Annotated in this window: 28 protein-coding genes and 1 other annotated feature; of the genes, 24 read left to right on the plus strand and 4 right to left on the minus strand. The window is 42.2% G+C overall.

Going from position 1 to position 25,557, the window contains the following annotated elements:
- Positions 1-26: 26 nt before the first annotated feature.
- The 4 genes from AC0MXB_RS04620 to AC0MXB_RS04635 all read left to right on the plus strand — a co-directional run bounded on the left by AC0MXB_RS04620 (position 27) and on the right by AC0MXB_RS04635 (position 3,451).
- On the plus strand, positions 27-524 hold the full coding sequence (locus AC0MXB_RS04620; RefSeq protein WP_474038436.1) for a cysteine hydrolase family protein: 498 nt from the start codon (positions 27-29) through the stop codon (positions 522-524).
- 755 nt (positions 525-1,279) lie between these two features.
- Positions 1,280-1,813, plus strand: a complete 534-nt coding sequence (locus AC0MXB_RS04625; protein WP_474038437.1) for a hypothetical protein — start codon at positions 1,280-1,282, stop codon at positions 1,811-1,813.
- A gap of 364 nt (positions 1,814-2,177) precedes the next feature.
- Positions 2,178-2,606, plus strand: coding sequence for a DUF488 domain-containing protein (locus tag AC0MXB_RS04630; RefSeq protein ID WP_474038438.1), 429 nt, complete (start codon positions 2,178-2,180; stop codon positions 2,604-2,606).
- A 389-nt stretch (positions 2,607-2,995) separates the two neighbouring features.
- Positions 2,996-3,451 carry an OmpH/Skp family outer membrane protein gene (locus AC0MXB_RS04635; RefSeq protein ID WP_474038439.1) on the plus strand — a complete coding sequence of 152 codons (456 nt, stop codon included), beginning with the start codon at positions 2,996-2,998 and terminating at the stop codon, positions 3,449-3,451.
- Between the two features lie 344 nt (positions 3,452-3,795).
- Here AC0MXB_RS04635 and AC0MXB_RS04640 read toward each other — a convergent pair whose 3' ends face one another.
- The 3 genes from AC0MXB_RS04640 to AC0MXB_RS04650 all read right to left on the minus strand — a co-directional run bounded on the left by AC0MXB_RS04640 (position 3,796) and on the right by AC0MXB_RS04650 (position 6,380).
- Positions 3,796-4,365, minus strand: a complete 570-nt coding sequence (locus AC0MXB_RS04640) for a nitroreductase family protein (protein WP_474038440.1) — start codon at positions 4,363-4,365, stop codon at positions 3,796-3,798.
- A gap of 249 nt (positions 4,366-4,614) precedes the next feature.
- Positions 4,615-5,817, minus strand: coding sequence for an ArsB/NhaD family transporter (locus AC0MXB_RS04645; protein ID WP_474038441.1), 1,203 nt, complete (start codon positions 5,815-5,817; stop codon positions 4,615-4,617).
- Positions 5,818-5,999: 182 nt separating this feature from the next.
- Positions 6,000-6,380, minus strand: a complete 381-nt coding sequence (locus AC0MXB_RS04650; protein WP_474038442.1) for a carboxymuconolactone decarboxylase family protein — start codon at positions 6,378-6,380, stop codon at positions 6,000-6,002.
- A gap of 73 nt (positions 6,381-6,453) precedes the next feature.
- On the opposite strand from AC0MXB_RS04650, the gene AC0MXB_RS04655 reads away from it, so the two are divergent.
- The 20 genes from AC0MXB_RS04655 (at position 6,454) to pyrR (ending at position 23,730) form a co-directional block, all read left to right on the plus strand.
- Positions 6,454-6,822, plus strand: a complete 369-nt coding sequence (locus AC0MXB_RS04655; RefSeq protein WP_474038443.1) for a MerR family transcriptional regulator — start codon at positions 6,454-6,456, stop codon at positions 6,820-6,822.
- Positions 6,823-7,040: 218 nt separating this feature from the next.
- On the plus strand, positions 7,041-7,517 hold the full coding sequence (gene nrdR / locus AC0MXB_RS04660; protein WP_474038444.1) for a transcriptional regulator NrdR: 477 nt from the start codon (positions 7,041-7,043) through the stop codon (positions 7,515-7,517).
- Between the two features lie 35 nt (positions 7,518-7,552).
- A complete protein-coding gene (gene nrdD, locus AC0MXB_RS04665) occupies positions 7,553-9,496 on the plus strand; it encodes an anaerobic ribonucleoside-triphosphate reductase (protein WP_474038445.1) in 1,944 nt (647 codons plus the stop codon).
- Positions 9,493-10,020: an anaerobic ribonucleoside-triphosphate reductase activating protein gene (gene nrdG / locus AC0MXB_RS04670; RefSeq protein ID WP_474038446.1), complete on the plus strand. Its 528-nt coding sequence runs from the start codon at positions 9,493-9,495 to the stop codon at positions 10,018-10,020. The genes nrdD and nrdG overlap by 4 nt, the downstream gene beginning before the upstream one ends.
- 32 nt (positions 10,021-10,052) lie before the next feature.
- Complete coding sequence (locus AC0MXB_RS04675; protein ID WP_474038447.1) at positions 10,053-10,403, plus strand: DUF190 domain-containing protein; 351 nt, start codon at positions 10,053-10,055, stop codon at positions 10,401-10,403.
- A gap of 27 nt (positions 10,404-10,430) precedes the next feature.
- Positions 10,431-10,805 carry a fluoride efflux transporter CrcB gene (crcB, locus tag AC0MXB_RS04680; protein WP_474038448.1) on the plus strand — a complete coding sequence of 125 codons (375 nt, stop codon included), beginning with the start codon at positions 10,431-10,433 and terminating at the stop codon, positions 10,803-10,805.
- 260 nt (positions 10,806-11,065) lie between these two features.
- Positions 11,066-12,802 carry a TIGR03960 family B12-binding radical SAM protein gene (locus AC0MXB_RS04685; protein ID WP_474038449.1) on the plus strand — a complete coding sequence of 579 codons (1,737 nt, stop codon included), beginning with the start codon at positions 11,066-11,068 and terminating at the stop codon, positions 12,800-12,802.
- Positions 12,803-12,805: 3 nt separating this feature from the next.
- The gene (gene pgeF, locus AC0MXB_RS04690) at positions 12,806-13,618 is read left to right on the plus strand and encodes a peptidoglycan editing factor PgeF (RefSeq protein WP_474038450.1); all 813 of its coding nucleotides are present in this window, start codon (positions 12,806-12,808) and stop codon (positions 13,616-13,618) included.
- A 165-nt stretch (positions 13,619-13,783) separates the two neighbouring features.
- Positions 13,784-14,503 (plus strand): YggS family pyridoxal phosphate-dependent enzyme, encoded by a 720-nt coding sequence (locus AC0MXB_RS04695; RefSeq protein ID WP_474038451.1) that lies wholly within the window; start codon positions 13,784-13,786, stop codon positions 14,501-14,503.
- Positions 14,504-14,508: 5 nt separating this feature from the next.
- Positions 14,509-14,937 (plus strand): cell division protein SepF, encoded by a 429-nt coding sequence (locus AC0MXB_RS04700; RefSeq protein ID WP_474038452.1) that lies wholly within the window; start codon positions 14,509-14,511, stop codon positions 14,935-14,937.
- Between the two features lie 40 nt (positions 14,938-14,977).
- Positions 14,978-15,796, plus strand: a complete 819-nt coding sequence (gene proC / locus AC0MXB_RS04705; RefSeq protein ID WP_474038453.1) for a pyrroline-5-carboxylate reductase — start codon at positions 14,978-14,980, stop codon at positions 15,794-15,796.
- Positions 15,789-16,574: a YlmH family RNA-binding protein gene (locus tag AC0MXB_RS04710; protein WP_474038454.1), complete on the plus strand. Its 786-nt coding sequence runs from the start codon at positions 15,789-15,791 to the stop codon at positions 16,572-16,574. Before proC ends, AC0MXB_RS04710 begins: the two co-directional genes overlap by 8 nt.
- Before the next feature lie 28 nt (positions 16,575-16,602).
- On the plus strand, positions 16,603-17,058 hold the full coding sequence (locus AC0MXB_RS04715; RefSeq protein WP_474038455.1) for a DivIVA domain-containing protein: 456 nt from the start codon (positions 16,603-16,605) through the stop codon (positions 17,056-17,058).
- 45 nt (positions 17,059-17,103) lie between these two features.
- Positions 17,104-17,317, plus strand: a binding site (T-box leader).
- Between the two features lie 66 nt (positions 17,318-17,383).
- The gene (gene ileS, locus AC0MXB_RS04720) at positions 17,384-20,173 is read left to right on the plus strand and encodes an isoleucine--tRNA ligase (protein WP_474038456.1); all 2,790 of its coding nucleotides are present in this window, start codon (positions 17,384-17,386) and stop codon (positions 20,171-20,173) included.
- A 98-nt stretch (positions 20,174-20,271) separates the two neighbouring features.
- A complete protein-coding gene (locus tag AC0MXB_RS04725; protein ID WP_474038457.1) occupies positions 20,272-20,598 on the plus strand; it encodes a DUF5665 domain-containing protein in 327 nt (108 codons plus the stop codon).
- Positions 20,599-20,628: 30 nt separating this feature from the next.
- On the plus strand, positions 20,629-21,327 hold the full coding sequence (locus AC0MXB_RS04730; protein ID WP_474038458.1) for a TVP38/TMEM64 family protein: 699 nt from the start codon (positions 20,629-20,631) through the stop codon (positions 21,325-21,327).
- 132 nt (positions 21,328-21,459) lie between these two features.
- Positions 21,460-21,627, plus strand: coding sequence for a DUF362 domain-containing protein (locus AC0MXB_RS04735; protein ID WP_474038459.1), 168 nt, complete (start codon positions 21,460-21,462; stop codon positions 21,625-21,627).
- 110 nt (positions 21,628-21,737) lie between these two features.
- The gene (lspA, locus tag AC0MXB_RS04740) at positions 21,738-22,187 is read left to right on the plus strand and encodes a signal peptidase II (RefSeq protein WP_474038460.1); all 450 of its coding nucleotides are present in this window, start codon (positions 21,738-21,740) and stop codon (positions 22,185-22,187) included.
- Complete coding sequence (locus tag AC0MXB_RS04745) at positions 22,184-23,152, plus strand: RluA family pseudouridine synthase (RefSeq protein ID WP_474038461.1); 969 nt, start codon at positions 22,184-22,186, stop codon at positions 23,150-23,152. Before lspA ends, AC0MXB_RS04745 begins: the two co-directional genes overlap by 4 nt.
- Positions 23,153-23,169: 17 nt before the next feature.
- A complete protein-coding gene (gene pyrR, locus AC0MXB_RS04750) occupies positions 23,170-23,730 on the plus strand; it encodes a bifunctional pyr operon transcriptional regulator/uracil phosphoribosyltransferase PyrR (RefSeq protein WP_474038462.1) in 561 nt (186 codons plus the stop codon).
- Between the two features lie 72 nt (positions 23,731-23,802).
- On the opposite strand, the gene AC0MXB_RS04755 is transcribed toward pyrR, so the two are convergent.
- Entirely contained in the window at positions 23,803-25,545 is a 1,743-nt protein-coding gene (locus AC0MXB_RS04755) for an Rqc2 family fibronectin-binding protein (protein ID WP_474038463.1), read from the minus strand.
- Between the last annotated feature and the right edge of the window lie 12 nt (positions 25,546-25,557).

A 25,557-nucleotide genomic window follows, 5' to 3' on the forward strand; every position in this document is an offset into this window, starting at 1 on the left:
AATTATTTTAAGATGAGGTGAATTTTATGAAACCAGCTCTTTTGGTCGTGGACGTCCAAAACCAATTCTTTGAAATTAGTCCAGAAACTACAGCTTCATTAAACAAGGCCGTTCACTTTATTAATGAAGCCCTTGTGTTTTTTAGAGAAAAGAAACTGCCAGTTATTGTTATACAGCATATTGATGAAGCAAACGGCTTAGTTCCTGGTACACCGGGCTTTGAACTACCAGAATCGCTCAATATTTTGCCGACTGATCAGCGTATTCATAAAACCTATGGTAATGCTTTTAATAAAACTGAATTAGAAAAAGTACTTCATGAGCTAAACGTTGATACCGTTATCATTAGTGGGTTTTGTGCCGAATATTGCATCTTGTCTACGTATCGTGGTGCCTTGGACAGAGATTTTACACCCGCTCTATTGAGCTGGACTCTTGCTAGTGTAAATACGGCAAATATTCCTTTTATCGAAAGTATTAACGATACAATTTCGCTAAAGCTTTTAAAAAAAGCATTAGAGTAGAGCAGAGCGGGATTGTTTAGTAGCTTTTTATCAAATCAAGCAGTTGGTGTAGTCCGCAAAAATTTATGCTATAGACATAGAAATATAGCTCGCATTTTATAGCTCATCCTAAGGAATAGGGCCAGCTGTTAGAATGTGAGTTTTTTACTTTGTAGATATTTGGGAGGTATTTGTTTGGAAAATGTAAGTAATGCATTTGAATGCTTTTTAAAAGAAGCTTCAAAACAATCTAAAGCATGGTTAGAACCTGTTCATTAACTCGATCAGACCAGTAGCCTTGATTCCAAAACAGAAGAGATTGCTTATTTTAGCAGCGGTTGGACTATTAATCAGGCTCCTGTTTCATGTAAAACATGCGAAAGAGCTAGGTGCTACCAGAGATGAAATAAAGAGTGCAGTTTTATTAATCCCTCCCAGCCAGTAGGCAATAAGGCGATTGCCGCGTTGCCGGTAGCGCTAGAAGCCTACGATGAGTGAAATACATATAGTTTGTTTTAAAAATAATTTGTTATGGATCTGATAGAGGGTGGTTATTTTCTTTAGAAATGGATTTTTATGAACTTTTATAGTGGCTTCAATTTATTATGCCTTTTGGGGGACTTATAAATTAGCTAAAATGAAAAAATATACCCGAGATTTTCTCTAAAACTAAGGATTTCATTGCTAATGAAAATAAATATAGGGAATATGACATAAAAGTTGAACACTATATTGTTAGCACTGGATTAATTGAAATTATAAAGGGATCTGTAGTAATGCAAAATGTTGATGGAGTATGGGGATGTCAATTTATCGAAGATGTTAAGCAAACAGACTTAATAGAAAGTAAAAGTTCCGAACTAGTAAATAAAGAAATATCTCAAATTGGGTATGCAATTGATAATACATCAAAAACCAGAGCTTTATTTGAAATCAATAAAGGTTCTAATATCCATGAAGAAATTGACGTTAACTCTCAAATGCCGGAAGAAGACAGGAGAATTCCTTTTCAAAATATGATTTATATTGCTGATGGACCAAGTGATATTCCTGCATTTTCAGTAGTAAAGCGACATGGGGGGAGCACTTTTGCTATTTATCCTCACGGAGATGAAGGCGCGTTTAGACAAGTTAATGAGCTGATAAGGCAAGAGCGAATTGATATGTATGCAGAGGCTGATTATTCTGAAGGAACAACCACTTATATGTGGATAACAAATAGAATAAAGGAAATAGCTGAAAACATTTACAGACAAAACCATGATTTAATGAGCAAACATCTTTCTCCATTGCCAAAGCATCTAGTCTAATAAGCAATGTAAGGATTCGTTATTTATACGATGTTGTTCAATAAATAAAAGAATATAGTTTATACTTGCTGAATATTCTTAATTCTTAATCGGATAGAAGTTTTATCAAAAATATTTTTATGCTACATTGAGGTTTTTACTGCCGCTATGGCTCAAAATATGGGGATTACAGAGATAATCATCGCTTTTGTAATTATAACTATATGCTGGACAATGCTGATTGTGGGATATTTGATGATTGCATTTACTTCCTGTAAACAGGGACTACATGATAAGATATTTAATACTTTAGTAATTAAGATCCATTTGTTTTTGGATTGTTCACTTTATCATATTATTTTCAAATTAGAAGGCAGGTAGAATTATGGTACTTTACACTATTGGGTCAGGGAAAAAATCTGCTTGTGATTTTTTCACGTTGTTACAAAAGAATGGAGTAAGACGAATAATAGATATTCGTCTCAAAAATACCTCGCAGCTCGCTGGATACACGAAGAAAGCAGATTTGGAGTATTTTCTCAAAGTCATTGCTAACATAGACTATATTCATATACCAGAGCTTTCTCCCACAGAAAATCTTATAGATGATTATAAGGCGAAGAAAATAAGCCGGATAGAGTTTGAAAAGGGATATATTACTACTATTAATGCTCGTGAAATTCAATTGAGTCCTGAACTTTTTGACGGTGACTGCTTATTGTCTAGTGATCCTTCGGTTGATCAGTGTCATCGGCGATTACTCGCGGATTATTTGGTGGCGAAAATTGATGGGCTAGAATTAATCCATCTCTAGAATCTTTTAGTAGCTCTAGTTGATTATAATTACCATAAGAATGGATACTAGGCAAAATATTGCCTAGTATCCATTTTTACATAGCACAACGTGATATTTACTAGAAGAATAAATGGTTGCATATAAATTCAGTTGCACCGTTCAAGAATTTTAGAATCAAGATTAGGAAATGGAAAAAGATCCTTTGAGAGACATAAGAAATGTAGTTCACCAACAGAGACTTATAAGTACTCCTATATGATTCACTAGCATCTGTTGAACTTTGATGCTACCAAATGAGATTATCAAAAAAGATTCAAAAGATTGATAGCTATAATAAAAAACTGACGGGAGATAATCCTAGAAGAAGTTTGGTCAGCAAATACTGGATATAGTAGGAGGATAATAAAATGATTAATATGATAAGTCAAGGAAAGAGATTTGCTACAATATTATTTATTCTCGGAGTGATTAGTGCATTCGGCTTTAATCCTAGCACAACTTATGCTGCAAAAGCTGCTAATGAAATTGGTATTGTGGATTATCAACTTTTATTATCGCAGGTTCCGGCAACTGCAACAGCACAGAAAACTTTAGATGATGCAGTTGCACAGGCAAAAAGTGATTTTGATACACAAAGTGCTAATATGAATGATCAAGATAAGCAAGCGCTTTATCAAAAAACGCAGCAAGATCTTGACCAAAAAAAGCAAGAACTTATGGGACCTATTAGTGACAAAATTGCGACCGCAATTAAAGCGGTGGCTGATGCTAAGGGGATAAAAGCGGTCTTGACTAAAGATAATATTGTTTATGGCGGCTTAGATATAACTAATGATGTAGTAAAAATCATTACTGGGAAATAAGTAAACCGTATAAATTAGTGAAAACGAGACTAGTAATAAAGGTACTGCTATTGAGTCGCAATATATTAAGTTTCATAATCAAAAAGAATCATATTTGTTAGTAATAGTGAGCATTAGATTTAGATTTAACAGTCAATATTTGTACGGATAAGCCGTCTTTGATCGTAAGAAAAATAACCTCATCCAATAATGGACGGGGTTATTTTTCTTACGGAATCGAAAGTTTGATTGACGGCAGTTTGACTTGAGCGGTAAGAAGAATTTCAAGAGCGTTACGGCAGGTACGTTACTTACGATATTAGATAAAATTATGGTTACTATGGCAAATATTCCTTTGTTGCCAATTACAAATTGACCCATTCCGTTATTTCGTTCCAAGATTTACGCAGGCGAGAATAGGGATTTTCGTTAGGATAGCCAATAGAGACTGCTGCAACAAGTTCATCAGAACGATTTAGCCATGTACATATTTCATTTTGAGAGTAGAATATGTCACAAATCCAAAGACTACCGAGACCACGATTTTGTGCGGATAGAATCATGGTTTGAATGGCTGCCCCGATTGACTGTGTATCCGTCAATAATCTAAAATGGTTGTAATCTTTCTCCACATTAGAAAAAGGATTAAATACTAAAATTAGCAATGGTGCTTGCTTAATTGCATTTATTGTTGATTCACAACTTCCAATATCTAAATTTTGTTGTTTGCGTAAAGTTATGACTTGCGTCATGATTTCTACTAGTTTATTTTTCCCTTCATCTTGTAGGACAACAAATCTCCAAGGCTGGCGATTTTTTCCTGACGGGGCCTTTATCGTTAACTCTAGTATTTCTTCTATTATTTTCTGTGGTATGACTTTGTTTTGAAACTTTCGAATGCTTCTTCTTTGCGTAATTACTTCTTGTGTGTCCATTATTTTCCTCCTAAGGCTTTATTGTTAGGGTTTCCTTCTTCTTTAAGCATAAAGAATTGTTGCTCTGGTATAGTAACTATCTCTGGAGTCTGTTTTGGAAGGTACAGATTTTTTCGTGCTTTTTCCATTCATGCTTCAGGGGACTGGCTCCTTAAAAAGAAAACGGCATCTGCCGTTAATCTTCAATTTCAATATTTTTATTAAGAATAACTGCTTGCGCGGCAATAGCATCAGTACCATTTTACGGCACTACCACAACACAATCAACCCGATTAGCGATGTAATGATTGTAATGGGGAGTCCTACTTTAAGATAGTCCCAAAAGCTAATGTGGATGTTTTGGCGTTTGGCGATTTCCACGACAATCAAGTTAGCAATTGAGCCAGTGATTGTTAAGTTACCGGCGAATGTGGAAAATATGGCGAGCATCTTCCACCATAACACTGTATTGTCAGGCGGTAAGAAGAATTTTAAGAGCAGTACAGCAGGTACGTTACTTACGATATTCGATAAAATGATCGTGATTATGGCAAATATCCCTTTGTTGCCAAAGTCAATAAAGCTTGTGGTAGACTCAACTAATACGGTCATTAAGCCGCTGTGTTCCAGAGCGCCGACCATAACGAATAAGCCAGAGAAGATGACTAGCAAGTTAAAGTCAATGCTAGCATAAATTTTATTAGGATTTACGCGACGCGTCATCAGCAGCAAAGCCGCTCCTAGACTTGAAGTGACCGCTAAATCTTTTCCGGCAATATAACCGATTAAGACAAGGGCTAGCACGATCAAACTTTTTATGATGAGATATTTATGATAGTATTCTTGACTGTCATTTTTCGTTTCGAGTTTTCCTTGAAGCTGTTGCCGAAAGGAATAGGCGATGATGAAATAACTTACGAATAAACCGACCAAGGCGATCGGAAAGGCTGTAAGAAAGTAAGACATAAAGCTGATTCCCGATAAGCTGGAAATGAGGATATTTTGCGGGTTTCCTAAGAAGGTTGCCGCACTGCCGATATTAGAGGCTATGGCCAGACCCAGAAGTTGCGGCAAGGGATTGCAATCTGTTTTTTGACAGATCATGAGCACGATCGGGGTAAATAGCAGGCAAATAATATCATTAATACAAAGCGCTGATAATATGCCGTTGATAAAGATGATGGCAAAAAGCAGTTGTTTTTTTGTTGTAACATTTTTTAAAACATAATTGCCGATGAGTTCGAAAAATCCGGCTACTTTCAGATTCGCTAAAACGATCATCATAAAAAATAAAATGACGATGGTTCTAAAATCAATGGATTGGATTGCTTGTTCAAAGGTGAGGGCGCCAAAGTCTACCATGAGAGCTGCCGCGATTAAGGCTGCTCCGGCGCGGTCTACCCGGAAAATAGGGCTTCGACCTAAAGAGAAAATGACGAGTACAAATATCGTTAATAGTCCTGCTTGCCACATAGTAAGTAAGTTCCTTTATCCTTTTTTATTGAATAGCTGCTACAGTCTGATTTAAGTTTTGCCCCGAACAGCTAAAAACACGACAGTGTTTTGTCGTGTTTTATTATGTCTATTCTACTTTTTTTATTTGCGATAATCAATCAAAAATAATCTAAGTGCAGGCTTTCAGCGGGAACTTTCGGTTACTTATCTTGACGGGCCTTGAAAACTTTTCTGGCAACGCCGACGGCATTGAGGACCCGTGGAAAGCCCGTATAGGGGATGCATTGCATAAAGATTTCGATGATTTTATTAGGGGCAATTCCCACATTGAGCGCACCGTTGATATGAACCTCTAACTGCGGTTCGCAGCCGCCTTGCGTTAACAAGCTAGCTAAGGTAATCATTTCACGCTCTTGTAAATTCAGTTCAGTGCGACAATAAATATCACCAAAAGCAAACTCAACGATATATTTACCCAGATCCGGCGCGATATCCTGCAGCGCCTGGATGACGGTTTCACCAGCCGTACCATCTACTTCTGCTAATTTTTTCAGACCTTGTTCCATTCGATTCAGTTCCATTGTTCTAACCTCCTATATTTGGTATACTTGGATTGTAAGTGTTAAAGTAGACTTGAAGTCAAGAGGTTTTTTTATGAATTATTCCATTGGACAATTTTCCAAGTTAACTCAGCTTAGCGCGCCGACGCTTCGCTATTATGAACAGGAACAATTAATTGTTGTGAATCGCGACGCCTTGGGACGGCGTTACTATACGGCGGCAGATGTAGAGTGGATTTTATTTATCAAAAAGTTAAAAGATACAGGCATGCCGATCAAATCAATTCGCGAATATGCGATCTTGCGCTATCAAGGTGATGCCACGATAGCCCGCCGCTTAGAAATTCTGGAAAAACATAAGCTTGCGGTTATGCAGGAAAAAGCAAAATGGGATGAAAACTTACAAAATTTAGAGGGTAAAATTGCTATATATCAAAGTAAATTGAACGCCAAAAAGCGCTAAAGAATCCCATCAAGGATTTTATAGGAAACGCTAAGAAAAACTTTAATCGAATTGTGACGGTTAAAGTTTTTTGTGTTTTTTTATTTTTATAGCAGGAAAAGTACTATATATGCCGTATAAAAATAAAAGAATATACCAGATCTAGTATGTTGATGAAAAGAACGGAGAATTTTAGTTGTCCTTTACGGCTTTTTGTCATAAAATAAGGGGTGGAAAAAATGAAGTGTCCTTACTGCGGCTATGATGAGAGCAGAGTCATTGATTCCCGTTCGGCTGATGAAGGCAGTACGATTCGCCGACGAAGGGAATGTCTAGAGTGTGCGAAGCGTTTTACAACCTATGAAATGATCGAAAAATTGCCGCTTGTCGTCATTAAGAAGAATGGGCGGCGTGAATTATTTGACCGAACGAAACTGTTAAATGGTGTAATTCGTTCTTGTGAAAAACGATCTGTCTCTGTGGATGTAATGGAGAATTTAGTAGACCAAGTTGAAAAAGAAATTCGTAATACGATTGAACGAGAAGTCAGAACAGAACTCATTGGCGAACTAGTGATGCGTCATCTGAAAGAGATTGACCAAGTTGCTTATGTTCGCTTTGCTTCTGTCTATAGACAGTTTGCCGATATTGAGAACTTTATGCAGGAACTGCAGGTTTTGATGAAAAACCAGAAGCAGCAAAGCGAGGAAAAATAGAGCTTATTTCGCTTATCAGGCTAGGAGAGGATTACATGTCATTAAAAGTAAGAAAGCGGGACGGTCGGGAAGTCCCTTTTGATGAGACTAAAATTACGGAAGCTGTCTTTAAGGCTGCCCAAGCTGTTGGCGGCGCCAATCGTCAATTGGCTGTAGAAATCACCTTAGAAGTTATGCGGTACATGGAGAAAAACTCGGTTGAAGATGCTTTTTCGGTGGAAGAAATTCAAGATGCCGTAGAAAAGATTCTTATCGAAAAAGGCCATGCTAAAACAGCCAAAGCATATATTCTATATCGAGCCAGACGAAATCGGATTCGTGAAGGTAAATCGGATCTTATGGATGCGGTCGCGGAAATTCTGGTAGAGACAAGTCGGGAAAATGCTAATGTATCCAATTCGCCGTCCGCGAAAATGCTGCAAATCGCCAGTGCCGCGAGTAAGGCTTATTATTTAAATCGACTGATTCCGGAAAATATGGCGACAGCTCACTTGCGCGGGGATATTCATATTCATGATCTTGATTTCTATGGAAAAACGCTCACTTGTGTCCATATTCCTTTGGGACGGTTGCTAAGAGAAGGCTTTAATAATGGTCACGGCTATATTCGACCGCCAAAGCGGCCTAGTTCGGCCACAGCTTTAGCTGCGATTATTTTGCAGAGTTCGCAAAATGACATGCACGGCGGACAAAGTTTTGCTTTTTTTGATCGCGATATGGCGCCCTATATGGAAAACGCTTCTGATACGGAAGTCTATCAAGCGATGGAAGCTTTGATTTATAATTTGAACAGTATGCATTCTCGCGCCGGAGCGCAAGTTCCCTTTTCGAGTTTGAATTTAGGTCTTGATACTTCGCCTGGCGGGCGTGCTGTGATTCGAAATATTTTGCTGGCCTATGAAAAAGGGCTAGGTCATGGCGAAAACCCGATTTTCCCTAATATTATTTTCCGTGTTAAGGCGGGTGTGAATTTCAGCCCTGGTGATCCGAACTATGATCTCTTTAAGCTGGCAATTCGTGTAGCGGCGCAACGACTCAATCCTACTTTCAGCTTTATGGATTCTTCCTTTAACTCCGAGTATGGCGATCAAGTGGGCTACATGGGCTGTCGGACTCGAGTAATGGCAAATCGCCGCGGTCCAGAAGTTACAGATGGACGAGGAAATCTAAGTTTTACCACGATGAATTTGCCGCGGCTTGCCATTAAAGCCAAAGGCGATGTAATGAAGTTTTACCAAAGCTTGTCATCGCTGATGGATTTAGTAGCGGAACAGCTTTATCACCGTTATCTCGTGCAGGCGGCGCTACGTGTGAAAGATATGCCCTTTTTAATGGGACAAGCTTTATACCTTGATTCGGAGAATTTAAAACCGCAGGATCGCATTGAGCCAGCCATTCGACACGGTTCTTTATCGATTGGGTTTATTGGGTTGGCTGAAACTTTAACGGCTCTTACTGGCAAGCATCACGGCGAAAGTGAGGAAAGTCAGGTTCTTGGTGAAGAGATTGTCGCCTTTATGCGTGATAAAGCTGATAAGTTTGCTGAGCAGTATGATTTGAACTATAGTCTGTTGGCAACACCGGCAGAAGGTCTGTCAGGACGTTTTGTCCGGATGGATCACAAAGAATTTGGCGTCATTCCTGGGGTAACCGATCAAGAATATTACACAAATTCGTTCCATGTGCCCGTTCATTATGAAATCAGCGCCTTTGAAAAGATTCGGAAAGAAGGCATTTATCACAAATATTGTAATGCCGGTCATATTAGTTATGTAGAATTTACGTCGCCGCCAGTGAATAATCTAGGGGCGATTGAAGAAGTAATCCGTCATATGGCGCGCTGCGATTTTGGCTATGCCGGAATTAATTTTCCTGTCGATTTTTGCGAAGGCTGCGGTTATCTTGGCGTGATTGAAAGTGACGCTTGTCCTTCCTGCGGGATTTCGACTGTTCATCAGATTCGGCGCAGTGAAGTATGAAAGGAGAGTTAGGTAAAATGATTCGCTTTGCCGATATTATTGGAGAGTCTGTTGTCGATGGTTTAGGTATTCGCGTAGTCGCTTTTTTACAAGGGTGTCCTCGGCACTGTTTTGGCTGTCATAATGAAGCGTTGCTTTCACCGGAAGGCGGCAAGAATATGACAGAAGAGGCGCTGGCTGAACTTATTTTGGCAAAATTGTCGCCGATTCATCGGGGCATCACCTTTAGCGGCGGCGATCCTTTATGGCAGGCTGATGCTCTCGAAAAAGTGATTTCTCTTGTGAAAGCGAAAAAGCCCAATATCGATATTTGGCTCTATACGGGCTATGTTTATGAAGAAGTAGCGGAGCTTCCGCTGATGAAGCAGATTGATGTACTCATTGACGGTCCTTTTGAAATGGCGCAAAAAAGTCTGTTGCTACCCTTTCGCGGTTCGGCCAATCAACGTGTCATTGATATGAGACAAACGCGAGTCCATGGCAGTGTCGTTGAGTTTCGTTTTGACGAGCAGGCTGCTGTCTAACAGGGAAAATCTGGTGAAGGAAGTGGATGGTTATGGCGAAAATTGCTGCAAAAGCAAAACGGCTGCGTATGTACATTGGTGAATCCGATCGGCATCAGCGGACAGCCTTATTTGATGCTATCGTCAAAAAAGCCAAAGAGCTTGATTTGGCAGGCGCCTCTGTTTTTCGCGGAATTGAAGGGTTTGGCGCCAATAGCCGAATTCATAAAGCGACAATTGTCGATCTATCTACCGATTTACCTGTGTTAGTGGAGATCATTGATAGCGAAGAATATATCGCGAAACTCTTGCCTTTTCTTGACGAAGTCATGGATGAAGCGAAAGGCATGATTACAATCGATGATGTAGATATTATAAAATATGGTCCGAAACCGCCGCGCTAAGGATCTTGGCTGAAGAAGGGGATGGGCATGGAAAAACTTTTGCTTGTTTTTGTTGGCGGTGGAATCGGTGCTTGCTCGCGGTATCTTTTGTCACAGTTTGCTGCGGGGAAATGGGGCGTTTCGTTTCCTTATGGTACGCTACTGGCAAATGTAATCGGCTGTTTTATTATTGGTTCCTTTATGGCGGCTGCTACGGAACGATATATTGTAAACCCGCAGTGGCGTTTGCTCGTTGTAGTGGGTTTTGTTGGCGGTCTTACAACCTTCTCATCTTTTAGCTATGAAAGCTTTAAGTTGTTGCAGGAAAGTGGTTTGAATCAGGCAATGGTTAATATTTTACTGAATATGCTGGTAGGCTTTTTCGCTACGTGGCTCGGCATGTTATGGATTCGTTTCTTATAAGGCTTAGCGGGAGTTTACTTTCAAGGGAGAACAGGCCGGAATTTAATTTCTGGCCTGTTTTCTTTGTTTATAAGATGTCTTAGGCGCTGTTTCGCCTGTGAAATTTTTCGTCTTGTCAGTGAAAAAAGTACTGAGAGCAGGAATATGATAGGAGAAGCAGAAGATAATAGAGTAGTTAGCTTTTTTTTGCTTTCTATGGAAAAGCAGCTCTAAGGTAGCTTAGTTGTTTAGCTATAGAACTGGATTGGGGAGACAAAACGATGTCTTGGAATTTAAAAGAAAAATTATATCAACGCTATCATGAGGAGGAGCAGCCGAAACTTTCTAAAGCGGGCTGCCGTTTGGAAGTTGCTCTGGCCTTTCCCAATACATATCATGTAGCTATGTCAAATCTGGGTTTTCAGATTATGTATCGTGAAATAAATAGCCGCAAGGAAGTTCGGTGTGATCGGTTTTTTTGGCCTGATCGACAAGATTTGGCGGAATATGAACGAACCAATACGCCGCTGCTCAGTCTGGAGCGGCAACTTGTTTTATCGCATTATCAGTTGGTAGGCTTTGCTGTTTCTTTTGAGATGGATTACTTGCAGCTATTAGGCATGCTAACGATGGGAAGAGTGCCGCTATGGTCGAAAGACCGGAGCGAACAAGATCCGATTGTTGTGGTAGGCGGGCCTTGTGCTACCTTTAACCCGGAACCTTTGGCAGAGTTCGTCGATGTGTTTGTCATCGGGGAAGGCGAAGAAGTGATTCATGAGCTGTTAGATGCCTATGAATCTGGCCGGGATCGCGGCATCGATCGAGCCACGCTGCTTTTAGAATTAGCACAGATTCCTGGCTTGTATGTACCGAGATTTTACGAACCGACTTATCAGGAAAGCGGCGAGCTGCAAGGGTATGAAGTGAAAGCTCAGGTACCGTCGGTGATTACTAGAAGATGGGTAAAGCAGCTTGGCAGCCGCTTGGCCGAAACGGAGCTTGTGACGAAAGATACGGAATTTAAAGATATGTATCTAGTGGAAGTTGCGCGAGGTTGCGGTCGTCACTGTCGCTTTTGTATGGCTGGCTATTGTTTTCGTCGGCCGCGGGTACAGGCCTTGCCCCAGCTTAAAGAGGCTGTGGACAGGGCAGCTGTGTATCGCCAAAAGGTGGGGCTTGTCGGTGCTGCGATTTCCGATTATCCCGAAATTGATGAACTTTGTGAGTATATTTTAAGTAAGGGCATGACCTTATCAGTTGCTTCCTTGCGGGCTGATACAATAACGCCTACGCTAGCGGCGGCACTAGCGAAAAGTGGTCAAAGAACGATTACTTTGGCGCCGGAAGCTGGTAGTGAACGGCTGCGGCGAGTGATTAATAAAGGAATTAGCAATGAGCATTTGCAACGAGCCATAGATTTAGCGGCGGATGTTAAGATTCCTCACGTCCGGTTTTATATTATGATCGGGCTTCCCTTTGAAACGAAAGAAGATATTGATGCGATTATTACTTTAGCAAAAAATACGATGCAAGACCTGATTTTAGGCGGTGGTCGCCGCAAGCTGACGTTAAGTATCAATCCTTTTGTGCCGAAACCGTTCACGCCATTTCAGTGGCTGCCTATGGCACCAATGAAAGTAGTAGAAAATCGGCTGAAACGGATTCAAAAAGAGCTAAAGTCGGATAAAAATATTGAAGTACTGATTGAATCGCCGAAGGAAGCCTATGTACAAGGCATTTTGGCTAGAGGCGATAGAAGGTTGGCGCCGCTCTTAGCAGAGTGTGCTGCCGCCAAAAGTTTTAAAGCATTTCGCAAGCAACTTTCTTGTTACGGTCTTTCTGAAGAATTTTATTTATACCGCCAGCGGCAGTGGGAAGAAGTTCTTCCTTGGGACTTTCTTGATATGGGCCTTCGCCCCGAATATCTTAGGGAAGAGTTTGAGAAAGCGTGCCGAGAAGAAAGTACGGCTCCCTGCCGGGAGAATTGTCTTCGCTGCGGTGTTTGTAGGGAGGGTTAGGTTATGGAACAGTTTCAACTACGGCAAGTACAGGGTCTTAAGATAGGAACTTTTTCTCATTTTGAAAAGTACAGTATTCGTCACGGCTTTTCTACGCGCCTTGGCGGTACGAGCGATAAGCCTTACCGGGCTTTGAATTTAGGACTTCATACAGGCGATCAAAAGCAATCGGTTGTTGCCAATCGGCGGCGATTTTTTCAAGCGATCGGGTTACCGATGAAACGAGCCGTTACAGCTCAGCAGGTTCATGGGGCGCAAATTGCTATCGTTACGGACCAAGAGGCCGGTATGGGCATGGAAGTGTATGATGAGGCCTTGGCAAAAACGGATGCCTTGATTACCAATGTTTCAAATCTGCCATTGTTCTTATGCTATGCTGACTGTGTGCCTGTCTTAATTGCCGATCCGAAAGAAAAGGTAGTAGCGGTCGTGCATGCTGGTTGGAAAGGCACAGTTGCGAAAATTGCCCAAAAGACTGTTGAAACTATGAGTGAGTCCTTTGGGTCTAAGCCGGAGAATTGTCTCGTAGGCATTGCTCCCTCGATTGGGTCTTGTTGCTATGAAGTAGATGATACAGTTTTTTTTGAATTGCAACGGGCTTTTTCCTGGTGGGGCAGGGTGATTCAACCCCATGGGAAAAAGTGGTTTCTTGATTTATGGCAAGCCAATGTGCAGCAACTCGTTGATGCCGGTGTTCCCAAAGAACAAATCGTCGTAAGCGGTCAATGTACTTCTTGTCATCAAGATCTCTTTTATTCTCATCGGGCGGAACACGGCCAAACGGGACGCATGGGCGCAGTAATTGCTTTACCATAAAGACATGGTGCAAAAGTCCCGTTGCTAGAATATACAGCTATGCGTATAATTATGTTAAGCTAGTAAAATTAGTAAATCAGTAAATTTTTATAAAAGTTTTATAATTTTCAAACAGGAAAAATTTGATTACCAGCGAATAAAACCTACAAGGACGGAGGGGTTGTTTTGTCAATCGCTGAAAACTATGCCGTTGTTGTGCAAAACATCCAGTCGGCTCGGGAAAAAAGGGCAGCGCAAACAGGCATGGATCAGCCTGTTCAGTTGATTGCCGTAACGAAAAATCATACGATTGCAGAAATGGAAGAAGCCTATGAACTAGGCATGAAAGTGGTCGGCGAGAATCGCGTGCAGGAAGCTCTGGCAAAATTTGATCATTTTCAAGATCGTTTAGAGTATCATCTGCTAGGACATTTGCAAACCAATAAAGTGAAACAAGCTGTATCGTTTTTTCACTTAATTCATTCGGTTGATAGTCTACGACTCTTACAGCAGATTGATCGTCATGCTGCCGCTGTCGGCAAAGTACAAGCCGTATTATTAGAGGTAAATGTGGGAGAAGAAGCAACAAAATTTGGCTTAGGCTTTGACGAGGTAATTCCGTTTCTGGCAGAAGCAGGTCAGTTTTCTCATGTGTCGATTGAAGGCTTGATGACAGTAGCGCCGCATTTTGACGATCCTGAAGCAACAAGACCGATCTTTCGTAAACTATATCAACTATTTACTGCAATAAAAGATAAATCTTATGAAAACTGTAATATGAAGTGGCTGTCAATGGGGATGACGAATGATTATCCGATTGCTATTGAAGAAGGCGCCAATATGGTTCGTGTAGGTACGGCGATTTTTGGCGAACGCAATTATGCTGTTGAGTTAACAAGGAGGTAAAAGGAATGAAAATTATGGAAAAGGTCTGGGGCGGCCTTGGATTATTTGAACAAGAGGAAGAAGAAGATCGCGTAAAGGTGGAAGAAATCGAACCGAGAAGCAAGAAAAATTCTGCTGCAGCGAATAATCTCGTCAATTTGCCAACGGCGCAAAAGCAAATGAAAGTGATGGTCATCGAGCCTGTTTCTTTCGATGATGCGCAACAAGTTGCCGATTATCTGAAGGCTCGTAAGCCTGTTGTTGTGAATTTTGAGCATTGCGATGGCGATTTATCAAAACGAATGATTGACTTTGTCAGCGGAACGACCTATGCTTTAAGTGGCAGTATTCAAAAAGTGGGCAATCATATTTTCTTATGTGCACCGAATAATGTGGATGTGTCCTTTGCTTCGCGTGATGAAGGTGAAAAAGGAATCTTGCCCTGGTTGAAATAATTTTACCTGCTAGTATGTTACCTGGTTTTAGGAGGATATCATGTTAACTCAGACAAAATTCGGCTTCTTCGGCGGCGGTGCCATGGCAGAAGCTTTGATTACTGGGATTATTAAGAATGGTCTTGTACCTAGCGAACAAGTTTGTGTATCGGATATTAATGAGCAGCGACTTCATGATCTGGAAAAACGCTTTCAAGTGTTGACTACAACTGACAGTAAGAAACTTGTGGCTGAAGCAGATATGCTTTTTTTAACGGTAAAACCACAAGTGATTGAATCGGTTTTTCCAGTCATTAAAGCAATGGTTCGTCCTAAGACGGTCATTGTTTCCATTGTAGCAGGTCTGACGCTTAGCCGGATTGAAACGGTTTTACCGGAAAATCCGGTTATTCGTGTTATGCCCAATACGCCGATGGCTGTGGGCGAAGGCATGGCGGCTGTTGCGGCAGGCAAGAAAGCAACAGCGGAACAAATGGAAGCCGTGTTAGCTATTTTCCGTTCGGCTGGTAAGGCTATTGAAATTGAAGAAAAATTGCTTGATGCTGTGACCGGCTTATCAGGTAGCGGACCGGCTTATGGTTTTGTTATGATTGATGCTTTAGCCGATGCGGGTGTGAAAGTAGGGTTGCCAAGAGCTATGGCGATTACTTTGGCTGCACAGACTTTGCTTGGCGCTGCAAAAATGGTACTTGATACGGGACTTCATCCAGCGCAACTTCGAGATATGGTTACATCTCCTGGCGGTACGGCCATTACGGGCGTACAAACCTTGGAGCGCTATAGCATTCGTGCTGCTTTAATTGATGCTGTAGTTGCGGCAACAAAACAGTCCAAAGATTTGGGGAAAAAGCATGAGTGATCGGGAAAAACTATTGCGCTATTACCGTGCTGACGGTGATGGTGATATAGCGGCTAAGCTGATTGATTTGGCGGAAGCGGTGGCAAAGAATGGCAAGGTCAAGGTGTCGGACTTTCTTGACCCTCATGCAATGATGATTGCCGAGACGGTATCGGCCCACTATCCGGCTGTACGGCTGGAATGTTTTGGCGGCTATGATGGTGCGGAACGCGTAAAAGCTGCTTTCATTCAAACTGATTTTCGCGGCAAACCTGTTTACCAAATTGCTGCACTTAAGGTAAAATGGGATAAACGCTTTGACAGATTGACGCATCGCGATGTACTAGGCGCTGTTCTGGGCTGTGGGATTGAGCGAGAAATGACTGGCGATATTGTGCTGATGAACGAAGGAGCCTTTGTCCTTGTTCACCAGTCTTTAGTGCCTTTTTTACTTTCCAATCTTACTTCCGTTGGACCAGTCACAGTAGAAATCGAAGAGGCTGATTTAGCTCTAATTCCACCAAAAGAAGAGAAGATTAAAGAGATTCGCACAACTGCCGCATCGCTTCGACTTGATGTGATTGCAGCAGCTGGTTTTGGGACAAGCCGCACGAAAATGTCTGATGATATTGCGGCTGATAAAATTAAACTCAATTGGCAGCCTGTACGAAAATCGGATCAGGCTGTAAAAGCAGGCGATGTGATTTCCATGCGTGGTCGTGGTCGGCTCGAAGTGGCCGAAGTATTAGGTACAACCAAAAAAGGACGGCTCAGTATTTTGTTGCGCCGTTATTTATAAGCTTGTTGTAAAAGACGGGGGAATGGCGATGTTAACACCGTTAGATATTCAAAACAAAGAATTTAAACGCAGTTTTCGCGGCTATAATGAAGATGAAATTGACGGATTTCTTGATCTTGTCATCAAAGATTATGAACATTTATACCGGGAAAATGTAGAACTGAAAGATACGATTGAACGCCTGAATGGCAAATTGGAAAATTATCAGCAAATGGAAAATACCCTTCATAATACCCTGGTTATTGCACAAGAAACCGCCGAAGAAGTCAAGCTGAATGCGAAGAAGCAGTCAGAACTTTTAATGCGGGAAGCGGAAATTAAGGGTCAGCAGCTTGTGGATGAAGCTACGGCAAAAGTACGTCGTTTGTCTGGCGAATATGAAGAAATACATAAGCAAATGCAAATTTATCGTTCGCGCATGAAAACGATGTTGCAGGCGCAGCTTGATATGATTATCCAGGAAGAAGCAGAAGAAGAAGCTTGATTTGACGGTTGCCCGCAAATTGAGTATAATTTAGCTATATTCGTAGATAAAGCGATGAACGGGACAGTATTCTGTTATGATTCTGACAGCGAGCCAGGAATAGTGAAAGCCTGGCAGAGTTCGTACAGTAAGAAGATCACCCGGAAGCTGTAAGGCTGAATCACAAGTAAGTCTTACCGTATGACGAGCGTTATTTCGTTTTTTAAAGTGACGTAACTGTCATTAGGGTGGTACCACGGGAAAAGCTCTCGTCCCTTAGGGATGAAGGCTTTTTTTATTTTCCGGTATTCCCTAGAAACGGTGTTAATTTTTTGGAGGTGTCGGTATGTCAGAAGTTGATTACAGTAAAACTTTGAATTTGCCGGAAACAGAGTTTCCAATGCGAGGTAATTTACCGCAACGTGAACCAGAGATGCTGGCTTGGTGGACGGAAAAAAATATTTATGCAGAAAAACAAAAACGGTCCAAAGGACGTAAAAAGTTTGTTCTCCACGACGGTCCGCCTTATGCCAATGGCAATATTCATCTTGGTACATCCTTAAATAAAATTTTAAAAGACATTATTATTAAGTATAAAAGCCATTGCGGTTTTGATGCACCCTATGTTCCTGGCTGGGATACTCATGGCCTGCCGATTGAACATGCTGCCATTAAGATCTTAGGTTTAAACCGCCATGAACTAGATCCTTTGGCTCTTAGAAAAGAATGTAAAAACTATGCCTTAAAATGTCTCGACATGCAGCGCGAAGATTTTAAACGTCTTGGCGTTATGGGCGACTGGGAAAATCCTTATGTGACGCTTAGACCTTACTTTGAAGCCAAACAGATTCAGGTTTTTGGCGAAATGGCTAAGAAAGGCTATATTTATAAAGGCCTGAAGTCAGTATATTGGTGCACATCTTGCGAAACGGCTTTGGCTGAGGCGGAAATCGAATATGCCGAAAAGAAATCACATTCGATTTTTGTAAAATTCCCGCTTGTTGATGACAAAAATACATTGCCTGCAGGCGTTGATCCGAAGCAAGCATTTGCTGTGATCTGGACGACAACTCCTTGGACCATGCCGGCCAATGTGGCCATTTCGGTGAATCCGGAATTTGAATATTCCTGGGTTAAATTTGATCAGGAAGTCTATTTGTTAGCAACCGAATTGATCGAATCTGTTGTAACAGCGAATCATTTAGGGGAATATACGATTCTTGGATCGTTAAAAGGTTCTGAACTGGAAGGCGCTCTATTCCATCATCCCTTCATGGATCGTCAATCACCAATCCTGCTTGGCGAACATGTTACGCTGGAAGCGGGTACTGGCTGCGTTCATACGGCTCCCGGCCATGGCCAGGAAGACTTTGAAATTGGCATGAAGTATAAATTGCCGATTATTTGCCCCGTAGATCATCAAGGCAAGATGACGGCTGAAGCTGGCAAATTTGCTGGCCTTCATGTCGATGATGCCAATGTGCCTGTAATCAAGGAACTGGCTGCTACAGGGATGCTGCTTGGTAAGAGTTCCCTCCGCCACCAGTATGCCCATTGCTGGCGTTGCAAGAGTCCTGTTATTTTTCGGGCTACAGAACAGTGGTTTGCTTCGGTTGATGGTTTCAGAAAGGAAGCGCTGCAAGCCATCGAAGATGTTCAGTGGATTCCTGCTTGGGGCGAAGACCGGATTCACAATATGGTTGTGGATCGTCATGATTGGTGCATTTCTCGTCAGAGAGTTTGGGGCGTGCCAATTCCGATTTTCTATTGCAACGATTGCGGCGAGCATATTATTAATGATGAAACGATTCAAGCGGTATCTGATTTGTTTGGTCGGGAAGGTTCTGACGCTTGGTGGGCAAAAACCGCTGAAGAAATTCTGCCAGAAGGTTTCTCCTGCCCGCATTGTGGTAAAAAAGGTTTCCGGAAGGAAACAGACATTATGGACGTTTGGTTTGACAGCGGCTCCAGCCATGCTGCCGTCCTAACGCAGCGTGAAGAACTAAAATGGCCGGCTGATCTTTATTTAGAAGGCAGTGACCAGCATCGCGGCTGGTTCCAGTCCTCACTATTGACTTCGGTAGCGACTAAGGGCAGAGCTCCTTATGATGCTGTTTTGACACATGGCTTTGTTGTTGACGGCGAAGGCCGTAAAATGTCCAAATCCATTGGGAATGTTATTTTCCCACCGGAAGTCATTAAAAAATATGGCGCCGATATTTTACGGTTGTGGGTAGCCTCAGCCGATTACAAAGCGGATATTCGTATTTCCAATGATATTCTAAAGCAAATGTCTGAAGTCTATCGTAAAATCCGCAATACTTTCCGCTATATTTTAGGAAACTTAGCAGATTTTGATCCGGCTCTGCATAAAGTAGAGTATAAAGATCTTTTGGAAATCGACCGTTGGGCCTTGCTGCGCTTAGAACAAGTACGCTCTAAAGTAACTGAGGCCTATGAAGAATATGAGTTCCATACTTTATATCATACGGTTCATAATTTTTGCACCGTTGATTTAAGTTCTATTTATCTTGATATTTTGAAAGACCGCCTCTATGCGGAAGGGAAAACTTCCGTACAACGTCGGGCAGCTCAGACGGCTATGTATGAAATTATGGTCAGCCTGTTAACGATGCTGGCGCCTGTTCTTAGCTTTACGGCCGAAGAAGTATGGCGTTATGTACCGAAAACAGGAGATATGCCAGAAAGTATTCAAATGACTACCTGGCCTACAGCAAAACCTGAGTATATTGATAATGCCTTGGCTGAAAAGTGGGATGCGATCTTAGCATTGCGCAGTGAAATCACGAAAGGCCTAGAAGCAGCCCGTCGTGCCAAAACGATTGGCCATTCTCTCGATGCAGCTATTACGATTTATGCAAAAGGGGATGCCTATAAAGTACTTGAAAGCTGTGGCGCTGATTTAGCGGGAATTTTAATTGTATCTAAAGTTTCCGTAGAAGAAGGCGATACAACCGATGAAGCAGCTTTTGTATCAGCAGAAGCAGATTTGAAAATGGTCGTAGCGGCAGCAACTGGTGAAAAATGCGAACGCTGCTGGATCTATAGTGATTCCGTCGGAGAAAGCGCAGATCATCCTACGCTTTGCAGTCGTTGCGCTTCTGTTGTAAAGTAATTGCAAAAATCTTACCTGCTCTTTAAGACTGAAAAACCGGAAACTTCTTTCCGGTTTTTTTCTTTCCGAAAGGTTATACTATTCTGGGAGGAAAGTCGATGAAAGACTCGGGTGAACAATTTAATCCGCTGAGCCCTGAAGCAAGAAGTCGTTTGCTTGAGGCGCAACTAGAGCGACTTCTACGGCATTTGGAAAGTATGCGCGTCGCTCAGTATATGGAAATGCTGGAAAAGCCATCAAAGTTGATTTTAACGAATTTTATTGCTGGCATTGCCCGTGGCTTAGGGATTGCTTTAGGCGCTACCTTGGTATTTGCGCTTATGCTTGATTTATTACGGCGGCTTATTTTATTAAATATTCCCGGTATTGGTACCTTTATTGCCGAGATTATCCGGATTGTTGAATCTCACAGCAGCAAGTTTTAAGCCGATTATTGTTAGCAGGGAGTGAATGGGATGAGTCGGCCAGTTTGGACTGGATATGGCGTAAAAGCGGGACTGCTCATCTGCTGCGTTTGTATCTATTTTTTTATTCCTGCCGTAAATGAGTTTGTGCATAATAGCTTTGCCGTTATGAAAGAACACAACTTAGAAGCGTTGCGTCACTTTATTCTTAGCTATGGGATTTGGGCGCCCCTTACAGCGGTCACTGTTGTGATATTACAATCACTCGTGCCCTTTATGCCTGGGATGATTCTTACGATTGCCAATGCCTGGCTTTTTGGCTGGTTTATGGGTGCCTGCTATTCTTGGATTGGCGCTTTTTTGGGCGCTGCTCTTGATTTCTTTCTGGCTCGTTGGTATGGACGCCCCTTTGTCGAGAGCTTTGTGGCTGCTTCGCAGTTGGAATTACTCAATCGGTTTTGCCGTCGCTATGGTCTAGGTGCGATTTTTTTTGCGCGGATGATGCCGCTGGTTCCCTATAAAGTAGTTAGTTACGGCGCTGGCGTCACGCAGCTTACCTCAAGAGAATATCTGTGGGCAACGGCGCTGGGGCAAACACCACCGTTATTGCTCTACTCTTACTTAGGCCAGAATATTACGCGTAGCTTTCGCTTGACGCTGCTGATCACATCGTTCTTTGTCGTTCTGCTGGCAGTCTTATATTATTACCGCAAAGAAATTGAGCGATATTTCTTTCAGAAATATGACTAAATATACAGATTTGATAGAATCGTAGAACTTTTTTAGAATACGTGAAAAAGATGGGGAAATTGTAATTTTTATCACATGCATAGACAAACTATATGATATAATGAATGTAGTTATGTTAGGGAGGTGAATCGTATGTATGTAATTAACAGCGATTGTATCAAATGCGGCGCTTGTGCATCTGTTTGCCCAGTAGGCGCTATTACGGAAGGCGACACGCAATATGTAATTGGCAGTGACTGTGTAGACTGTGGTACTTGTGCAGCTACCTGCCCGGTGGGAGCTATCAGCGCCGGCGAATAATCCAGTTTGTTGGACTGGCTTATAAGTACGGAACCTAAAGAAGCATGGCGAAAGCTGTGCTTCTTTCCGTTAGATCGCCCAATTTTTCAAGAAAGAACAGGAGAATCCATGTGAATGCTTGGTGTGTTGTTGCAACGGTCATTATATTAGATCAGTTGTCAAAATATTATATCAGTCATACGTTTCAGCCTGATATGTCGATTCCCATTATCCGTAACGTCTTTCATTTAACCTATGTTCTCAATCCCGGCGCCGCCTTTGGGATTCTTGTGAATCAGCAGTGGCTATTTATTACGATTGCGCTGATTATTTTTGGCGCCATTTTGTATTTTTATCGCAAAATTCCGCCGACATACCGTCTGTTTCGCTTCGGAATCAGCTTAATGGCAGGCGGCGCTTGTGGTAATGTGATTGATCGCATCTATTTTGGCTATGTCATTGATTTTTTTGACTTTCGCATTTGGCCGGTATTTAATGTGGCCGATATTGCCATTGTCTGCGGCGTAGGTTTTATGATTTATACAATTTTATTTACTGAAAAAAAGGATGAAATGCTATGAATCTCGAACATGAAAAGCAGTACGACGAATGTGCAGCAGCTGATAGTTTATGTTTTGCGGCAGGGGATCAGGGAAAACGAATCGATATGGTTTTAACGGAACAGTATCCTGAACTGACACGTACTTATATTCAGAAATTAATCGGCTGTGGTAATCTTATGATTAATGGGAAAGTCACAAAAGCCAATTATAAACTACGTGAAGGAGATAAAGGTACGTTTTTGATTCCGCCGCCGGAAGAACTCAATGTAGTTGCTGAGAATCTACCGCTTCATATTCTTTATGAAGATGAGTCGATGATCGTAATTAATAAGGCGCGCGGCATGGTGGTGCATCCGGCGCCAGGAAATTACAATGGTACGCTTGTCAATGCGCTGCTATATCATTGCGATAGTCTTTCTGGCATTAACGGGGTCATTCGTCCTGGCATCGTCCATCGCCTTGACAAAGATACGTCAGGTGTAATGGTCGTAGCTAAAACTGATCAGGCCCATTTATCGCTGTCACAGCAAATTCAGGAGAAAAGCGCGACGCGAGAGTATCGTGCTTTAGTCCATGGGATTATTGGGGAAGAGCAAGGAAGAATTGAAGCGCCAATTGGACGTCATCCGATTGACCGAAAAAAGATGGCCGTAACGCCGCAAAATTCGAAAGCAGCTACGACACTGTTTACTGTTACGGAGCGTTTCAAGGAACATTCTTTCGTGCTTTGTAAGCTCCTTACGGGGCGAACGCATCAAATTCGCGTCCATATGGCGTATATTGGTCACCCCTTAGTAGCTGATCCTCTCTATGGACCAACAGGTAAAAAAAATTATGATCGCCTGATTTCCGGCCAAGCCCTTCACTCCGAACGGCTCAGTCTGAAACACCCTGTTACGGGGGAACTTATGGAGTTTATAGCGCCTATGCCAGACGACATGGAGCAGCTACTAGACTATTTTCGTTGTAGAATGATTCGATAAAGAAAGAGGTGGCTTTCTTGGACTTACTAGAAAAAACAGTATTAATGGATGGCGAAGCTATTGGTCGAGCAATTCGCCGCATTGCTCATGAGATCATTGAGAAGAATAAAGGTGTGCAGGACGTAGTGCTTGCTGGAATTCGGACGCGCGGCGTACCTTTGGCGGAACGCTTAGCAGCGGAAATTGAAAAAATTGAAAAAGTGAAAGTGCCTGTAGGATTGCTTGACATTACTTTATATCGTGATGATTTGTCTACGTTAGCCTATCAGCCGATTGTTCATGGTACAGAGTTTCCTGTTGATATTCATGGAAAAAGATTGATTTTAGTAGATGATGTACTCTTTACTGGCCGTACTGCCAGAGCAGCGCTTGATGCAGTCATTGATTTTGGCAGACCCAAAGTGATTCAGCTTGCGGTACTGGTGGATCGTGGTCATCGGGAGTTGCCAATTCGCGCTGATTTTGTTGGTAAGAATGTGCCTACGTCGAGCCGTGAAGTGGTCAATGTTCAGCTCAGTCAGACTGACGGCAATGATCAAGTTGTGATTAAAGAGATTGTTGACGAAGAGAAAGAATAAAACAATAGCAAGTAAAAAAAGGCTGCGTGCCAACAGTTGTTCAAATTTTTGAACAGGATTGGCTGCAGCCTTTTATTTTTGTTTTAATAGCTCTGTTGCAACTTCGCGGGCAGGAGTTACATAAACAGTCGTTTGCTTTTCATAAATGACGAAACCTGGCTTGGCGCCAGATGGTTTTTTTACGTAGCGCCGTTTGGTATAGTCGACAGGAACTTTGTCAGATTCTTTTCCTTTACTGAAGTAAGCAGCGAGGGAGGCAGCCAGTTCAATCGTCTTTGGCGCTGGTGCTGCCGCTTGCAAAATTACATGAGATCCCGGCATATCTTTGGCATGGAACCAAAGGTCTTCATTTTTGGCTGTTTTAAAAGTAACAATATCATTTTGCTTATTGTTTTTGCCGATGAGAATGTGATCCCCTGATGGTGTGATATAAAGGAGTGGTTTCGTTGGCGGCAGGGCTTGACGTCGCCCACTTGCTTTTACATAACCGGCGGCAACCAGTTCTTGGCGAATTTCTTCAATGTCATTGTTGCGATGCACTTGCTGCAGGGCAACATGAATCGTTTCCAGATAGGCTGCTTCAGCTTGGCAGTTTTCTAATTGTTCTACAAGGAGTATCTGAGCGCGCTTTTGTTTATGATAAGCCGTGTAGTAGGCCTGTGCGTTATCAATAGGACTACGGTCAGGCGCTAGGGGGATTGTAAGGGAAGCTTGGTTTTCATCGTAGAAATTTGGCAGCGTCACTTCGTGGCTGTGCGGCGGAATTTCTGTTAGAAAGGCCATTAAAATGTCGCCTTTTTGTTTTAGTAAGTCGGCTTGTTGGGAAGTGGCAATTTCTTCAGCTAGTTTCTCTTTTTTACGCTGGCTTTTTTGGAGTTCTGAAGTGACTTGTTTGAAGAGAAGATCTCGTTCTGGTATCAAGCGAACTGGCTTTACTTTCGAAAGATAGCGCAGCGCTTCGCTGAAGCTAGAGAAGGTAAATCTCTGTTCGTTCGGAGTCTGTTTAGCTGGCGGCAGGGCTGTAATTGTTAAAAGGCGATTGTTTTCATCGAGACACAAGGTTGGCGCGAACTGACCTTGACGAAACAGCTCCAGATGTTCGCCGACGATGTCTTGTAAAGTGCGCAAATCTTTTTCATCTAGCTCGTTTACGAGAATTTTCGGCGGCAGGCCTGTTTGCCACAACCACTCTTTTGCTGTTTGCGGCCCAACGCCTAAAGCGAGCTGAATCAGAGCTTTTTCGGCGCTTATCTCGCCAAGATTGCGATAGTTTTGCCAAAAGTTTTCCCAAGAATCCGTATAAAGATTAAACTTATTTTGACCTGGCGGCGCCAGATAGGCTTGTCCCGGCAGGATTTGACGGACTCTGCTTAGGGCTGGACCAATTCGTTTTAAAGCGTCAACAATGACGCCGTCTTGGACGAATATGATATTACTATGTTTACCCATCATTTCAAAAATAAGTTGTTTCGTTATGATCCGGCCCTGCGCCCCGATAGTGTCAACATCCATGATAATGATACGGTCAAGCTCCTGTTGGCGGACAAGGCCAATTCGACCATCTTCAAAATGTTTGCGCAGCAACATGCAAAAACTGGGCGGTTGCAGCGGACTTTCTTGATTTTCATCAGTTAAATAGGCGCCGATTTGCTCAGGATTCGCTGAAAGAACTAACTTATTCGTTTTCGTATGACTGCGTAAGGTAAAAACAAGCGTATATTTATCATATTGGACGATTTTATCGATACGGCTGCCCGTAATATTTTGACTCAGTTCGGCTGCTAGAGCCGCTAAATTCCATCCATCTAAACTCACTGTCTTGCCTCC

This window comes from Pelorhabdus sp. sgz311001 (genome assembly GCF_055901755.1).